The sequence below is a fragment of the Chitinophaga sp. RAB17 genome (genome assembly GCF_052114225.1).
Lineage (GTDB): Bacteria > Bacteroidota > Bacteroidia > Chitinophagales > Chitinophagaceae > Chitinophaga.
In genome coordinates this window covers 101,174-117,732 of record NZ_JBFREI010000007.1, presented here as the reverse complement: position 1 = coordinate 117,732, position 16,559 = coordinate 101,174, and the positions used below count along the sequence as shown (strand labels likewise).

Below are 16,559 nucleotides of genomic sequence, written 5' to 3'. Positions count from 1 at the left end.
TAATCAGTTAATCTATTGTAAATACCAATTCACCTTTAACAAGTGATGGCAGTTTATGTTGTTTATCTGTAAACGGCGAGCCATAAAAAGGCTCAGACCCGTTATTGCTGTAGTCAGCAATAAGCAGTTGCAGGTGTGCATCCTGCAGCCAGCTGCGGGCCGACTGATGCCCATCCGATACAATGGTAATCCCGTTACCGGCCGCATCTTTCAGGGAAGCCAGCAGGATATGACGTTTGGTAGAACGAAAATCATTGCTGCCCATTTCGTTGGCATCATCTTTCCATTTACCTGCCGGTACTTTTCCCCAGGGCTCTACGCCATTGATATGCTGCGCCTGCAAAGTAGCACTCCCTTCATTACGGGCAATATCATCTGCCGGGTAAACAGAAAAACTACCTTTCCGGGTCCAGCTCAGATGATCAAAGGTGGCTGGCAACTGTAATAGCATTCCATATTGCCGTGGCAGGGAATCTTCGCCCCGGTAGTGCATTTCGTAGGTCATGCTTACTTTATTATCCGGCCGGAAATGATACCGGATCGTTCCTTTTGCTGCTGTATACGTAACGGCTTCCTTGACAACAATCCCGCTGTCGCTCGCGGCTATTTCCAATGAAGTGGCAAAGAGGGTATACAGCGGATAATTTTTCAGTGGGTAGATATTATTCTGATACGTTTCTCCGGCTACATTGGGCTTTCCGCCGTCTTCACTGTTCATCGGCACCACACTCCAAACCGGTCCCTGTGACAAAATAGTATGTTCTCCTTTTTTCGCAGATACGATCAAGCCTGTTAACCGGCTGATTTCAAAGGTATGGTCTCCCTGTTGAATCGTATATGCTTGCTCATTTTGTGTGTAGCTTAATCTCACTGGTGCCGTTGCAGGCGCAACCGATGCAGCTTTCAGCGTTATACGCTCTTCGTTGACTACTTTACCGGCAGGATCTGTAAAAGAAAGATCCACTACTCCGGAGGAAACACTCACCGGCACCTGCAATGTCCCGGCGCCATGCGGAGCAATGTTGCCAGTTATTTTCACCGCTTGTCCATCTATGCTGCAATGTATATTGGCAGCTGTCAGCGTGGTGAAATCAAAGCGGTTCTCTACATTCAAAAACAATTGTTTTCCCTTTACCACCGGTGCCTGCATATTCGTTACCACTACCGGAGCATAGGCTTTTCGCATCCCGTAAAACTCCGGCTTTTCTCTTCTCCATGCATCTACCGGCCCCCAGGGACCATAGCCCACAATACGCCCATCCGGCAGGTGAAAGATATCATCTATACCCGCCCAGATAGCACCACCCAAACAATTGGGATGATGATACATGGAGTCATACATGCTGGCCAGCGGCGCCCCGTAGGCAGCTCTGATGCCAGGATCTGTCAGCAATTCGCGGCGGTTGTAACAGGAAACGTGTGCATATTCCCCGAATAATACCGGGCGTTTCATGGTATCTGTTGCCGCTGCACCGTTGATACCCGGATAGTGATATACGGCAATATCGGCCTGACTATGCGCATTGTTAAATCCGCCCCAGCACTGATCATGAAAAGTAGTAGGCCGTGTTGGATCTATAGCTTTTACAATGGCATTTACCTGCACAAACAAAGGACTCCAAAGTGATTCATTGGCCAGCGACCAGATGATAATACTGGGATGATTCCGTTGTGCATTTACTTTTTCTACGTTTGCCCTGATAAAATAGGGCAGGTATTTTTCATCTTTATAATTCCATAATTTCCACAACGGCGCAGCGCCGTGCTGTATCCAGCAGATAGCAGATTCACTTTCTACAAAAAGTCCCACTTCATCTGCTGCTGCCAGGAACTCTTCTGAGGGTGGATAGTGAGAAGTACGGATATAATTGCAGTTACCTTTCTTAAACAATTCCGCATCCTGCCGCGATAATTCCGGCGTAATGCTACGGCCCAGCAAAGGATGCACGTCATGGCGGTTTACGCCATGCAATTTCACGGGTTTACCATTTACCAGTAAAAGACTGCCACTTACTTTTACTTCGCGGAAACCTACTTTTTGCGTAACGGCTTCCAGCACCTGCCCGTCCCGGATAAGGCTTGCGGTTAAGGTATACAGGTAGGGACTTTCAGGGTTCCATGTTTGTATACGGCCAACCGGTAATTGCTGTGGTTCATATAATGCCAGTGTTTTATCCAGTACCGTTTTACCGCTGGCATCTGTTAAGCGATAGTGCATATTCCCATTGGCAGTGGTGGTCCGCATATCCATATCCAGGGTCCCATTCGTATAATCTTTGCTCAGGCGGGTAGTGACATCCAGTCTTTTTATATTCGCAACAGGCAACACAAATAACGTAGCTTTTCGTAAGATGCCCCCCACGGTATGCACTGCATATTGCGAAACGCATCCCAGTTTATCCGATACCGTTAGTGCCTGTACCTGTACTTCCAGCCGGTTATCGCCGGCTTGTAGTGCGTCTGTAATATCTGCTTCAAAAGGAACAAAGCCTCCTTCATGTTCTGTGATTACTTTCCCGTTTATCAATACTTTCCCCCAGGAGCTGATGCCGTCAAACCGGATCATGACACGGTTACCCTGCCAATCGGCAGGCACCTGGAAGTCCCTGCGGTATATCGCTGTATCGCCTTCATTCAATTGAAATCCCTGCATCACCCACTCTCCGGGCACTGCTATTGGTGCAGCAGTACCTGCCAGGCCGTTTGAAAACGACCAGTTTCCATTCAGTGATAACAATGGCACCGCTACTCCTTTTACTGTAGTGGGTCGTGGCGACAACCGGGGAATATCAAATTTAGCCACCTCAGTTTGTGCCCACGCCGACAGACTTAATAATAACCAGGATCCAAATAGAACACCTTTCTTTATCACTGTTTCGTTTTTAAACATTTACATAATACCGTACTTCGCAAAAGCCGCGGAAGCAGACATCCCGTTTTCTATCCTGTCCTGCACCGTTTTTTCTCCCCGCGCTTTTTCCAGCGCCAGACGGAACACTTCCGTGGCGGCTTCCTGCGGCACAATACAAACGCCGTCTAAATCACCCACCACGATATCACCCGGACGTATAATAACGCCATTCATTTCAATGGGTACCCGGAAATCCATTACTTTACCACGCGGACCCTGATCCTGCGCATAACGACCGTAAGAAAATACAGGAAATTGTAATTGTAAAATACCCCGTGTATCACGGGAATAGCCGTTTACAACGGCACCCGCAGCGCCCAGCTTCATGGCGCGGGTACTCATCAGCTCTCCCCATAAAGCATAGGTAGGCGATGAACCGGAGCAAATGTATACTTCATTTTTTTTCAGGTCATCCAGTGCCTGCAACATCAAACCAAAGGGTTGCTGCAATACCGTATTGTGCACACTCTGCTCTCCGGAAATCATATCCGCTTCCAGTACCGGCATTGCCCGTCCAACTACCACCATGGCGGCGTCCAGGGGTTGGATCTGTGGTGGTAAAAACTGCCGTAGCAGGCCAATTTTATCCATTACATCACCAACTACGGCGGTAAACAATTCCGCTTTTATCAGTGAAAAAAGTTCATCGTCATTTTTCCATTTATCCATGGCTATTCAGGTTACCTTTAAATAACTCAAAGATATTTCTCCTTTACCCGGGATCATCCAACTAATTTAATCAACATCACAACTTTTTTAACCCAAAATAGCTGCAAATATCTTTTTTGATATTAATAAAATTTCGAAATGGCTATTCTTTCCCCGTAGATGCTCTCATAGATTTGCGGTACTGACTGGGGCTCTCTCCTTTTATGCTCCGGAAGAATTTATTGAAGTTGGTGAGATTCTGATAACCGCTGTCATAACAGATCTCTCCTATGCTAAGGTTGTCTTCCAGTAACAGTTTGCAGGCGTGACCTATTCTTATTTCATTGATAAAACGGGTCAGCGACTTACCCGTATGTTTCTTAAAATAACGGCAGAAAGCAGGTGGCGTCATATTCGCCAATGCGGATACTTCCTGCAGGGAAATATCTCCCGAAAAATTATTCATCAGGTACTGGTATACCACATTAATACGGGCCGTGTCTTTGGGCTGAAAGGAATTTTCGAACTGCATGCTGCTCAGGTATTCAAATTCCGCGGAGTCGGTAAGCAGTTCCAGTATCTTCATAAAGTCCAGTAGTTTACCCAGCCCTTTACGCCGGGTGATTCCGGCGAGCAGCTTTACCACTTCCCGTTGTGTATTCCCTTTGAAACGCACGCCCCGCTCCGCTCTTTCTACCAAGCGCTTTACGGGTGCAATAATTTCTTCTTCTTCCGACAGCTGCTGCAGGAAGTTAGCGGGAAAATAGACCACAATAGACTTCACACTTCCTTTTACCGGCGCGTCCTGGAAGGTGGCATCATTCAGCCAGATATGCGGCAGATTAGGTCCCATCAGGACCAGGTCACCAGGCAGGAAATGATCAATATGATCTCCCACAATTCTTTGCCCGTGACTTTCCTGTATCCAGACCAACTCACATAGTTCGTGGAAATGAAAGGGGGATTGCAGATAGTCGGTGTTGATCTTTTTAATATGAATCGTCTTCGTAGCGGGTGTACCCACTTCAATAAACTGCGCTTTCATACATTGAAATTAAGGGATATCCCAGACATTCAAACTGATTTCACCTTTATTAACATATAAATATAAATATGTGGTTAAAATAGTTTCAAAAGCGGTTAATCCAGTTGGAGGTAATGGCGAGGGTTGTAGCCAACTTTGTTTTTGTGTCAACATCGCTTTTTTATTAACCAAAACTTCCGAGAAATGCATCGTTTCACCAGGTTTCTTATTCTGCTGCTGGCGCTGGCCGGGGCAGCACATGCGCAGAACAAAACCATTACAGGAACAGTAAAAGACAAAAGTACGGGTGCCCCTATTCCAGGTGTCACCATATTGCTGAAAGGCACCACCAAAGGTACGGTTACGCAACCGGATGGCAGTTATGCTTTACAGGCGCCTGTCAGCGCCGGTTCTATCTTGATTTTCAGAGCAGTAGGATATGATGAAATTGCACAGGCAGCGGGTACCTCCGGCGTACTCAATATCAGTATGGCCAGTGGCTCCAGCAGTTTGAGTGAAATAATAGTAGTTGGTTATGGTACGCAGAAAAAAGCAAATCTCACCGGTGCGGTAAGTGCTATCACCGGCAAGGAGCTGAAAGACCGTCCCGTTACCAACGTGGCTTCTGCATTGCAGGGAACAATGCCAGGCGTAACAGTTACGCAAACCAGCGGACAACCCGGTAAAGATGCCGGCAGCATCCGTATCAGGGGGATCGGTACCCTTAACAATAAAAACCCCATGGTGGTAGTAGATGGTATTGTGATGTCTACCAACGATGATAATGCCAGTGCCATGACGAACGTAGATCCTAATGATATTGAGTCTATTTCCGTACTGAAAGACGCGGCATCTGCGGCCATCTATGGATCCAGAGCGGCTAATGGCGTGGTGATCATCACTACCAAAAAAGGAAAGGCCGGCACCATAAGGGTGCACTACAATGGTTATTTCGGTAAACAAAAACCTACACATCTGCCCGACTATCTACCTTCCTGGCAGGCGGCCTCCTTATTCAACGAGGTGCAGAAAAACGAAGGCAGACCCGTACGTTATACCGATGCTGAAATCGAGAAATTTAAAAACGGATCTGATCCGGATAACTATCCCAATACCGACTGGCAAGGCCTTGTTTTCAGCGGTACAGGCAACCAGCAAAATCATTACCTGGACTTTAGCGGAGGCAGCGACAAAACACAGTACCTGTTTTCACTGGGCTACCTGGCACAGGATGGTATCATCAAAAATTCCGGCCTTAAAAGATATAACACACGCCTGAACCTTAACAGCAAAATTAACGACAGGCTGTCTGTTTTCGCCAATATCTCCTATTCCCTCTCCGATATGCGGGAGCCTACCAACCCTTATACAGGCGACTTTTCACAGGTGATCCGGCAGGCAAATCGTATAGGCGCCAACGTGCCCTACAAAACCAGCAATGGCTACTACGGTTATATCAACGATGGTAACCCGATGGCATGGCTGGAATCCGGCGCGCAGTACAAAGAGTTCCGTCACCGCTTACTCGGCATTACCGGCGTTGACCTGGAAATAGCCAGAGGGCTTCATTTCAAGCCTACGCTCGGATACACTATGGACCTCACACAGTCTAAAAAGTTTATTAAAGATATTCAGTACTACGATGCCAAAACCGGTAATCCAACACTGTATCAGGGACCTAACTCCCTCACGGATTTTAATGACAACTACAATGTGATTACGCTCCAGGCATTGCTGGATTACGAGAAAACCATCAAAGACCATCACTTCAAAATACTGGGTGGCTACTCTCACGAATACACGAAGTATAGCTTCCTGCAGGGATACCGCAAAAACTTCCTCAACAACCAGCTGAGTGAACTCAATGCAGGACCCGCAGATGGTCAGCAGGCAACCGGTTCCGCTTATGAAGTAGCACTCCAATCTTTCTTTGGCAGGATTAACTATGATTACAAAGGCAAATACATGCTGGAAGCTAATCTTCGCTACGATGGCACTTCCCGTTTTGCGTCCCAAAACCGCTGGGGACTGTATCCTTCCTTTTCTGCCGGATGGAATATTTCTGAAGAAGCATTTTTCGAAGAAGCCAGACATATTGTACCACAGTTAAAGTTGCGTGGCTCCTGGGGACAACTGGGTAACCAGGACATCGGCGGTGTGAAGAAAAACGATATTAAACTGGGTAACTATCCTTATATACCAGTAATCAGCGCCGGACAGAACTACACCTTTGGCAACAGTATTGCCGGTGGTATTTCCCCTGTCATGGGCGCAAATCCGGATATACGCTGGGAGTCACTGCAATCTACCAACCTGGGTATAGACGCCGGATTTCTTGACAACCGCATTTCCTTGTCTGTAGATTACTTCATCAAAGACACCCGTGATATCCTCCTGAATGTACCTGTAGGCGGCACCTATGGCTTCATTGCACCTGTGCAGAATGCCGGTACCATGAGAAACAAAGGATGGGAAGTAGCAGCTGGTTACCACGAGAAAAAAGGTGACTTCTCCTACAGCATTACCGCCAATGCGGCCTTCATTAAAAACGAAATCACGGACCTGGATGGTACCGATCCGATTATTACCGGCGCCACCTATCTGAAAGTGGGCCATCCGGCAAACTCTTACTACGGCTATCAGGCAGAAGGTATATTCCAGACACAGGAAGAAGTAGATAAGCATGCAAAACAGACCGGTGGTAAGATCGCACCCGGTGATCTGAAATACAAAGATCAGAATGGCGATGGTGTGATAGATGGTAATGATCGCGTATACCTGGGCAGTTATTTTCCTAAAGTGACCTACGGTGTGAACCTGGGTGGTGGCTGGAAAGGCTTTGATGTTTCTGTATTCCTGCAGGGAGCAGCCGGTGTGAAAGGCTTCATACAGGGTGCTTTGCTGGGTACCGCAGGCGATAAAATTGGTCGCCCTACTTCTGCATTACTCGACAGATGGACGCCGGAGCATCCTACTGATAAGTTCCCCCGTTTATGGAACACTTATACGCAAAATGATGCTTCTACCAATCCATCTTCCTTTTGGGTAAGAGATGCATCTTACCTCCGGTTAAAGAACCTGCAGGTAGGCTATACTTTCCCTACCACCTGGTTAAAACGTGCCGGCATACAGGGAGCCAGAGTGTACTACAGCGGGCAGAACATCCTCACTTTCACGAATTTTTACAGCTGGGTAGATCCTGAAGCGACCAACAGCGCCAGCGGCTACGACTACCCGCAGGTAAAAGTAAATACTGTGGGCATCAACCTTACTTTCTAACCGTGTTAAAGACAATCATCATGAAAAAAACATTTTTCTATATACTCCTTTCCGGAACAGTAGCAATGACTGCCTGTAAAAAGAATTTCCTGGAAAGACAGCCATTGGACGGTTATAGTGAATCTTCACTCTGGGGATCAGATAAAGATGCGTTGGCAGCGATCAACGGCTGCTACAAGGATTGGGAATCGGGGCTACACCTGATCTACCTCGACTGCGGATCAGACAACGCTTATAACCCTTATCCGTGGGAAGGTTATACCGTATTGGGCAGTGGCAATCTTACACCAAACAATACAGGTGATCAGCGCTGGAGTTTTACCGTGATACAAAAATGTAACTGGTTCCTGGCAGGTGTAGACAAAGCCAAAATGGATGATAAACTGCGTGCCCGTATGAAGGGAGAAGCACGCTTTTTAAGGGCTTACCAGTATTTTATTCTCACCCAGTTATATGGGGATGTGCCGCTGATTACCACCAATATCACTCCGGCAGAAGCCAACGGCTCAAAGCGCACCCCCAAAACAGAGGTTGTAAAATTTATAATGGATGAACTGACTGCTGTCGTGCCTGATTTACCTGCCAGCTACACCGGCAACGATGTAGGCCGCATTACCAGCGGTGCGGCGCTGGCCCTGAAAGCAAGGATGGCTTTATTTACCAAACAATACGATGTATGTATTGCCGCGTGTAACGCTATTATTGCTACAGGCACTTATAAACTGTACCCGGTATACGGCGACCTGTTCCGCATTCAGCATAAAAACAATTCGGAGGTGATACTGGATGTGCAGTATAAAGAAAACGATGTGCCATTTGAATCCCTGGGGGTGATGCCACCTGCATCTTCCGGGGGCTGGTGCTCTATTAATCCGTTACAGGGACTGGTAGATGCCTATGAAATGAAAAACGGCAAAACTATTGATGACGCCACCTCCGGATACAATGCGGATGATCCGTATAACAACAGGGATCCACGTTTAGCCGCCACAATTATTTATCCGGGCGCGATGTATAATGGTAGTTATTACAATCCTATCAACGAATCCTCTTCCGATTACTATTCTCCTTATGGTAATTCAAAAAGTGGTTACCTGGTAAGGAAGTTCACCACCGACCTCAGTGATTATGCAGATATGTGGAATGCCGGTTTAAACATTATCGCCATTCGTTATGCAGAAGTATTGTTATCGCAGGCAGAAGCTAAAATAGAACTCAATCAGCTGGACAATACCATGTATACTGCGCTGGATGCTATAAGAACAAGAGCTGGTATGCCGGTGGTAGACAGAGCTATTTACAATACACAAACCAAACTACGGGAGCTGGTAAGACGGGAAAGACGTGTGGAACTGGCGATGGAAGGTCTTCGTTGGTTTGATGTACAACGCTGGGAAATTGGCGATAAGGTGATGAATGGTACCATGTATGGCGCGAGACTGGGCAATGTGAATGCTACTACAGGTAAACTAACACTGGGAACGGAACGCATCCTGGTGGAGCAACGTACTTTTGATATCAAGAAAAACTACCTGTGGCCTGTTCCACAGAGTGAGCGTGATATCAATCCCGGGCTGAGTCAGAACCCACTTTACTAAATAAAAAAAAGTATCCGGCGCTGTAGAGCCGGATACTTAACCTTCCATTACCTGGCAATGAAATCCTGTTTCATTTACCAGCATCATTACTTTTCCCGGCTGGAAATTATCTCCTTCTACCCTCAATACTTTATCCCGATCTTCCAGGTCAAAATTTATTTTACTATCCGGGAAATTCTCTAACAGCAGTGCCACAATTTCTTTTGCAGCAGCTACCCGTTTAACGTTTGTTACAAAGACTTCTACCATTCCGTAAAAAATTTAAATTACATATAGTTTATACCAGGATACCCCAATAGTCGCCGCCACAATGCGATTTGACCTATGCAGTTTGCTTCCCGGTAAATGGAGAAGGTTACCATTTCCCATAATGGAAAAGACATTTTCATTTCCGGAAAACTCAACATACTATCCAGTTGTTCATCTGTTGCTTTCACCAATTCAGCCCTTAATATGGGGGTAATTTTTTCCCAATCCTTCTGATATACATCCAGCGATGGGTAGGTAACACCATCTTTTATTCCCTGGTTTTGCTTAAACAGGTTATCGGAGGATGATTTTATATCCACCTTAAAAAAGCCAGCCAGATCAAATCGTTGTTGAACCAGGCTACCGGCGAGCCAGGCCACATGGTTGGCAGCTGTGTCCAGACGCTTGTGCGCATCTGAATCAGATAATCCAAACAGTGCTTTAGGGTAAAGACCTGTTTGCAGATCAAACAGTGAAAGAATGCCTAGCATCCTGTTGCTTGCAGTTTCCATATTATTTTTATTTTTGGTATTCAAACTCTCTGTAAGATAGCAGATAATCCCCTGAAAGGAAGATGCTGATAAAGCCAATCTTAGGGGGTATTTGCGACAAAAACGTTATGTTTGAGTAGTTAATTCAAAACTGAAAGCCATATGATCAAGATAGGGATCCTGCTTATGCGCCACTACAAGCTGCTAAGCCTTGCGGCGATTACAGATGTGCTCGAAACCGTCAATAAGATTTACTATAAAAACGGGCAGTCAACCCCCTTTATCATCAGTCTTGTTTACACCGCAGATACCGCACACCTTGCAGCTGCTTTCCCCGATTACCTTTCAGAAGAAATAGGTGTTGCCACTACTTTTAACCTGGTACTCATCCCTTCTTTTACTACGGATGATCTGAAGCAATCTATTGTTGCCAACAGGGAATATCTGCCCTGGTTAAAACAACAATATAAAACTGGTGCAGAGTTAGCCAGCTTCTGTACTGGCGCATTTTTACTGGGAGCCTCCGGTTTACTGGATGGAAAAATTGCGACTACACATGTGGATGCCTGCAAAGATTTTACAACAGCATTTCCGGCGGTAAACCTGCTATCAGATAAAACCGTTACCCACGATTCCGGCATCTATACCAGTGGTGGTGCTACATCTACCTTTCACCTGCTACTTCATTTGCTGGAAATACACTGCGGCATCGAGATCGCGGTGAGAACAGCCAAAATATTTGCCATTGATATGGGCAGGGATAAACAATCCTATTTCAGCACATTCCAGCCTACCCGCAATCACCACGATGACCTGGTGGCCTCCGCCCAGCAAAAAATTGAAACCAGCTATCAGGACGTTGGTACCATCGAGGAAATGATCAAAGACATTCCTTCCAGCCGCAGAAATATTGTCAGACGATTTAAACAGGTAACCGGTGTCACACCTATTGAATACCTGCAGCTCACCCGCATTGAAGCCGCCAAAAAATTGCTCGAACAAACCGGTCAGCAAATGATGGAGGTGATCTTTAATTCGGGTTATAACGACCCCAAAGCATTCAGAAAGGTCTTCCGCAAAACCGTGGGAATGACACCTTCTGAATACCGGGAGAAGTTCAATGCTGCGAGATAAGACTAGTGTCTATCCCAGAAAAACGGAGGTTCAATATCCAGGGTGCGGAGATATACATATGCTTGTCCGCGGTGATGAATTTCATTATCAATAAAGTACAAAAGGAGACTGATAACGGTGCCGTCATACTGGCCAAACGCCTTCATTTGTCTTTGAAAATCCTGCGCGGCTATTTTAGGCCAGTATTCGTTAATCTGCTCTGTTACCACATCCCATAACTTTAATAATTCTTCTTTGGTGGTTGGCTTGGTTAAACCGGTATGCTGCAGCAATTCGTCCATGGTTTTCCAGTCGCCATCAGTAGCAAAGCCATGTACGCCGGCAGAAGCAATGCCCAATACTTCCATCGCCAGTACGGACAAAGGACGCATTCCGCCTACACTGTAAGTAAACAGCTTATCAGCCGGATACTTCTCAATCAGCCTGCGGGTCAGATCCCGATGCCCCTGCCAGTGCGCCAGGAGTTGTTGCGGATTCAGAATTACGTGGGTTGCAGGTGCAGTTGCCGTTAATGTGTTGTTTTCCATAAAACTGTATTTTTATTTGTTTACAGTACAAAGAAAACAAGGGGGTGTGACAACCCTATGTCAGCAGGGTTTGAAAAATATTTTTTTGTCGAAGGGGAAGGCCTTCGGCCTCTTCCAAAGACACTCCCCCCTTTACTCACCAGCCAAAATAGGATTTCGCATTGCCATAGCAGATATCCTGTATGATCGCCCCTACCTCTTCTATATTATCCGGTATTTCGCCGCGTTCTATTTCCTCTCCAAAAAGGTCACAGAGCAGGCGCCGGAAATATTCGTGGCGAGGATAAGAGAGAAAGCTCCGGGAGTCCGTCAGCATACCTACAAAGCGGGAAATGAGGCCCATGTTGGACAAGGCATTCAGCTGCCTGGTCATCCCATCCTTCTGATCCAGGAACCACCAGGCGGCGCCAAACTGTACTTTGCCGGCTATAGAACCATCGTTGAAGTTCCCGGTCATCGTGGCCATGAGTTCATTATCGGCCGGATTCAGGTTATAGATGATCGTCTTAGTGAGCTTATCCTGGCTATCCAATCTATCAAGAAATTTTGCCAACGCACGTGCCTGCGAAAAATCACCAATAGAATCCCAGCCGGTGTCAGGTCCCAACAGGCGCATCATGCGGGAATTATTATTCCGTAATGCACCCAGATGGTATTGCTGCACCCACCCTGTTTCCCAGTCCATGATAGCCAGTTCTAACAGCAGCGCGGATTTAAACTGCCTTATTTCTGTCGGTGTCAACATGTTGCGGGCACGTATTTTCAGAAAGATCTGCCTGATACCTGTCTCCGTAAAATCCTCCGCATATATTTCCTCAATCCCATGATCAGATACTTTACAGCCATGAGCAGCAAAGAAATCATGCCGGTCTTTTAACACCTGCAGCAAATCATCATACGTATTGATGCTGCAGTTGCCTGCCTGTTCCAGTTTTTGCAGGTAAGCATTGTATGCCTCCGGATCATCTGCATTCATGGCCTGATCCGGCCGGAAAGCCGGGATCACGGGTATTTCAAAGCCATCCTGTTTTATTTGCCGGTGGTATTGCAGGTCATCAGCCGGATCATCGGTGGTACAGATCAGTGCCACATTTCTGCTTCTTAAGAGGTTACGCACACTGTATTCCGGCGTTTGTAACAGTTGATTACAGGTGTCATAAATATGCGCCGCGGATGCAGGATTCAGTATTTCTGAAATACCGAAATAGCGCTGTAATTCGAGGTGTGTCCAGTGATACAGGGGATTGCGCAACGTTTGTGGCACCGTGGCAGCCCATTTTTCGAACTTCTCCCAGTCGGTATTATTACCGGTACAATAACTTTCCGGTACGCCATTGGTGCGCATGGCCCGCCATTTATAGTGATCTCCATATAGCCATGCCGCTGTGATGTTCTGAAAACGTGTATCTGCCGCAATCTGCGCGGGTGGCAAGTGACAATGGTAGTCAATCACCGGCATATCCTTGGCGTAATAATGATATAATTTTTCCGCAGCATCGCTATTCAGGAGAAAATTTTCATCCATGAACTTTTTCCTCATCAATAATATATTTTAAGCATTACAATGACACTCCTCTTTTCCAGGGAATAAAATCATCCTGACCATTTATCACGGATTTTGCGGTAATGGTTCCGCTGGCCACCTGTATAACGTAGTCGAGTATACGTTCTCCTGCTGCGGTAATGCTTTCCTCTCCATCTATAATAGATCCGGTATTGATATCGATGATATCCTGCATACGCTGATACAACTTTGTGTTGCTCGACAGTTTAATTACTGGTACAATCGGGTTGCCGGTGGGCGTTCCCAGTCCTGTTGTAAACAGGACTATATTGGCGCCGCTGCCTACTTCCGCGGTGGTGGACTCCACATCATTACCCGGCGTACATAGTAAATTAAGTCCTGCCTGTTGTACTTTTTCCGGATAATCCAATACTGCTACTACCGGAGAGGTACCACCTTTTTTAGCGGCGCCGGCAGATTTAATGGCATCTGTAATGAGGCCATCTTTAATATTTCCGGGAGATGGATTCATATCAAATCCGGAGCCTGCTTCTTCTGCGCGTTGCTGGTACGTGCGCATGAGCTGAATAAAGCGGGACGCATCTTCCACATGACAGCAACGATCACTCATCTCCTGCTCTACGCCACATAGTTCCGGGAACTCGGCCAGCACAACGGAACCGCCTAAAGCTACCAGCAAATCAGAAGTATAACCGATGGCGGGATTGGCGGAGATGCCGGAGAAACCATCGGAGCCGCCGCACTCCAGTCCTATACAAAGCTTACTTAAAGGAGCCGGTTGTCGCGTACATTGATTGGCCTCCATCAGTCCTGCGAAAGTCTGACGAATGGCTTGTGTGATCAACAGACTTTCTGCGCCGGTCTGTTGCTGATCCAATATATAAAGTGGTTTCGAAAACGCCGGATCGCGTTTGTTAATTTCCGCCTGTAACATGCTGACTTGCGCATTCTGGCAGCCCAGGCTCAACACTGTAGCACCGGCAACGTTAGCATGTGTAATATATCCTGCCAGCAGGCCACAAAGCGTTTGTGCATCCTGCCGGATGCCACCACAACCTCCATCATGGGTCAGGAATTTGATGCCATCCACATTTTCAAAAAGGCGCATATTTTCCTGGCTGTCGTCCTGCTCTGTGTATATTGTTTCCAGGATACCCGCCGCATCTGCACCGGCTTGTTGTTGCGCCACCAGGGAGCGTGTAAAGGCAGCATATTTTGCGGGACGACTATAACCCAGTTCTGTTAGCAGGGCTTCTTTCAATACTTCTATATTCCTGTTTTCACAAAATACCAATGGTATTACCAGCCAGTAATTAGCCGTACCTACACTACCGTCCTGCCGGTGATATCCCATGAATGTTTTTTGCTGCCATCGGGAGATATCAGGCACCTGCCATGCTGTTTTCCGCTGTGCAGCCAGTGCGTATCCGTTGGCCGCATGGTGTACATTTTCCACCGCGATCCTGCTGCCTGCAGTAATGGGCGTCTGCGCACGCCCTACCAGTACGCCATACATGATCAGGGCATCCCCTTTATCAAAAGAGCTGGCGGCAAATTTATGTTTGGCAGGGATCTTTTCCTGCATCGTATATACAGTGCCGTTATACTGTACCGTATCATCTTTATCCAGATCCTGTAGCGCTACCAACACATTGTCATGCGGATGCACCTTTAATACTTTCTGTTTCATACCTGTCTGCTTAAAAAATCTATGATATAGTTATTTCTGCTGCAATGCGGTCCAGATAGGCAGCAGGGCCTTCTGCAAGTAATGCCTTCAGCATCACCGTCACCAGTTGCTCAAAACCGGTAATGGTGGTGAGATCATGGCCCCAGACCGCTTCGTTGCCAAGTGTATTTTTCACGACTGTTTCCGGTGAATGTAATTGCCATTGTTCCCGGTACCAGCCGGCGTATTCATCGGAGACGCTATACGTAGTATCTCCGCGCATAAACAGCAGGTGTGCTGCAAAGCCCAGTGAAATCAATGCAGGTACCTGTGCGGTACGTTCGTAATAACGTAACAATACCGGCAATACCCGCATCTTCAATTTAGACGTATACTGACTGCATATACTCAACCAGCGATGATCTATGTAAGGATTACGGAAACGGTCCAGTACAGCACCGGCAAAACGAATCGCTGCATCATGACGTATATGCCGGTCCGTTATAGCGGGAATAATTTCCTGCATCATCAGCCCTTCTATATATGCGGCCATTGACTCCTGATTCATGGCAGCTTTCACCGTATCCAAACCGGCCAGGAAAGCCAGTCCGCAGCTAAGCGTATGGGCACCGTTCAACAGCCGCAACTTTAGCTCCCTGAATATATTGATGTCCGGTGACAACACCACACCGGCATCCGCTTCATGGAAAGACAATACCTGTTTCACCCTTTCACTGCTGGTTTCAATTGCCCATAGCCGGTACACCTCTGTCATGATCATCAGGTCGTCTTCATATGCCAGTGTGAGATCTGAAGCCCCCGGCACAATACAGTCTACCAGTGAATTACAAAAGTCGCTACTATTATGCAGCCAGTCCGTAAAAGCAGTATCCAGTTCATTGAAGACGCATAACTGCAACAGGATTTCCTTGAGCCGGCTGCCATTATCCGGTATCAGCTCCGTAGGAATGATCACCATGCCCTTCGTTTCATCTCCGTTGAAATGAAGATAGCGCCGGTGCAGAAAAGCCAGCAGCTTGGCAGGGAAAGAGGCCGGTGGTGTGGTATGGATATTCTCCTCCACATATACAATCCCCACTTCAGTTGTATTGGAAATAACAACCTGCATCTGCGGGTTCGTGGCACATGCCAGGATCTGCTCCCATTGGGAAGCAGCATTCAATACCCTGCTGATGGAGGCGTTGATGATATTAACGGCCATCTTCCGGCCACCTTCAATACCCCGTATACACTGCGTGTACAGGTTATCCTGTTCATCAAAAGCAGTGGTGCTACCATTGCCGGTCGATTTCACGACTACCACCCTTCCGTTGAAACGGCCTTCCTGGTTGGCTTTGTCAATGAAAGCATCGGGCAAACCTCTTAGCAACACCCCTGTACCAAACTGCAGCACTTTCTCCGGCAGATCGAAGCAGCTCTTTAAAGGTAGCTGCAACGCTTCATTTCCGTATAGCCCTGACAATGTTTCTCTGGATAGTTTCAT

Annotated in this window: 12 protein-coding genes; 3 read left to right on the top strand and 9 right to left on the bottom strand. The window is 47.0% G+C overall.

What is annotated here, in order from left to right; genetic code table 11:
* Positions 1–7 precede the first annotated feature (7 nt).
* The 3 genes from AB4Z08_RS22770 to AB4Z08_RS22760 form a co-directional block, all read right to left on the bottom strand.
* A complete protein-coding gene (locus AB4Z08_RS22770) occupies positions 8–2,872 on the bottom strand; it encodes a glycoside hydrolase family 2 TIM barrel-domain containing protein (RefSeq protein ID WP_441576091.1) in 2,865 nt (954 codons plus the stop codon).
* 18 nt (positions 2,873–2,890) lie between these two features.
* Entirely contained in the window at positions 2,891–3,580 is a 690-nt protein-coding gene (locus AB4Z08_RS22765; protein WP_441576090.1) for an RraA family protein, read from the bottom strand.
* Between the two features lie 142 nt (positions 3,581–3,722).
* Positions 3,723–4,604 carry an AraC family transcriptional regulator gene (locus AB4Z08_RS22760; protein WP_441576089.1) on the bottom strand — a complete coding sequence of 294 codons (882 nt, stop codon included), beginning with the start codon at positions 4,602–4,604 and terminating at the stop codon, positions 3,723–3,725.
* 183 nt (positions 4,605–4,787) lie between these two features.
* On the opposite strand from AB4Z08_RS22760, the gene AB4Z08_RS22755 reads away from it, so the two are divergent.
* Both AB4Z08_RS22755 and AB4Z08_RS22750 read left to right on the top strand, forming a co-directional pair.
* Positions 4,788–7,862 carry a SusC/RagA family TonB-linked outer membrane protein gene (locus tag AB4Z08_RS22755; protein ID WP_441576088.1) on the top strand — a complete coding sequence of 1,025 codons (3,075 nt, stop codon included), beginning with the start codon at positions 4,788–4,790 and terminating at the stop codon, positions 7,860–7,862.
* A gap of 20 nt (positions 7,863–7,882) precedes the next feature.
* A complete protein-coding gene (locus AB4Z08_RS22750) occupies positions 7,883–9,460 on the top strand; it encodes a RagB/SusD family nutrient uptake outer membrane protein (protein ID WP_441576087.1) in 1,578 nt (525 codons plus the stop codon).
* Positions 9,461–9,496: 36 nt separating this feature from the next.
* On the opposite strand, the gene AB4Z08_RS22745 is transcribed toward AB4Z08_RS22750, so the two are convergent.
* Both AB4Z08_RS22745 and AB4Z08_RS22740 read right to left on the bottom strand, forming a co-directional pair.
* Entirely contained in the window at positions 9,497–9,709 is a 213-nt protein-coding gene (locus AB4Z08_RS22745; protein ID WP_441576086.1) for a hypothetical protein, read from the bottom strand.
* Positions 9,710–9,726: 17 nt separating this feature from the next.
* Positions 9,727–10,221 carry a DinB family protein gene (locus AB4Z08_RS22740; RefSeq protein ID WP_441576085.1) on the bottom strand — a complete coding sequence of 165 codons (495 nt, stop codon included), beginning with the start codon at positions 10,219–10,221 and terminating at the stop codon, positions 9,727–9,729.
* Positions 10,222–10,362: 141 nt separating this feature from the next.
* On the opposite strand from AB4Z08_RS22740, the gene AB4Z08_RS22735 reads away from it, so the two are divergent.
* Positions 10,363–11,334, top strand: coding sequence for a GlxA family transcriptional regulator (locus AB4Z08_RS22735; protein WP_441576084.1), 972 nt, complete (start codon positions 10,363–10,365; stop codon positions 11,332–11,334).
* Between the two features lie 2 nt (positions 11,335–11,336).
* Here the strand turns inward: AB4Z08_RS22735 and AB4Z08_RS22730 are convergent, their stop codons facing one another.
* The 4 genes from AB4Z08_RS22730 to AB4Z08_RS22715 all read right to left on the bottom strand — a co-directional run bounded on the left by AB4Z08_RS22730 (position 11,337) and on the right by AB4Z08_RS22715 (position 16,559).
* Positions 11,337–11,861 (bottom strand): DinB family protein, encoded by a 525-nt coding sequence (locus AB4Z08_RS22730; RefSeq protein WP_441576083.1) that lies wholly within the window; start codon positions 11,859–11,861, stop codon positions 11,337–11,339.
* A gap of 136 nt (positions 11,862–11,997) precedes the next feature.
* The gene (uxaC, locus tag AB4Z08_RS22725; protein ID WP_441576082.1) at positions 11,998–13,401 is read right to left on the bottom strand and encodes a glucuronate isomerase; all 1,404 of its coding nucleotides are present in this window, start codon (positions 13,399–13,401) and stop codon (positions 11,998–12,000) included.
* A 19-nt stretch (positions 13,402–13,420) separates the two neighbouring features.
* On the bottom strand, positions 13,421–15,076 hold the full coding sequence (locus AB4Z08_RS22720; protein ID WP_441576081.1) for a UxaA family hydrolase: 1,656 nt from the start codon (positions 15,074–15,076) through the stop codon (positions 13,421–13,423).
* Positions 15,077–15,095: 19 nt separating this feature from the next.
* The gene (locus AB4Z08_RS22715; RefSeq protein WP_441576080.1) at positions 15,096–16,559 is read right to left on the bottom strand and encodes a tagaturonate reductase; all 1,464 of its coding nucleotides are present in this window, start codon (positions 16,557–16,559) and stop codon (positions 15,096–15,098) included.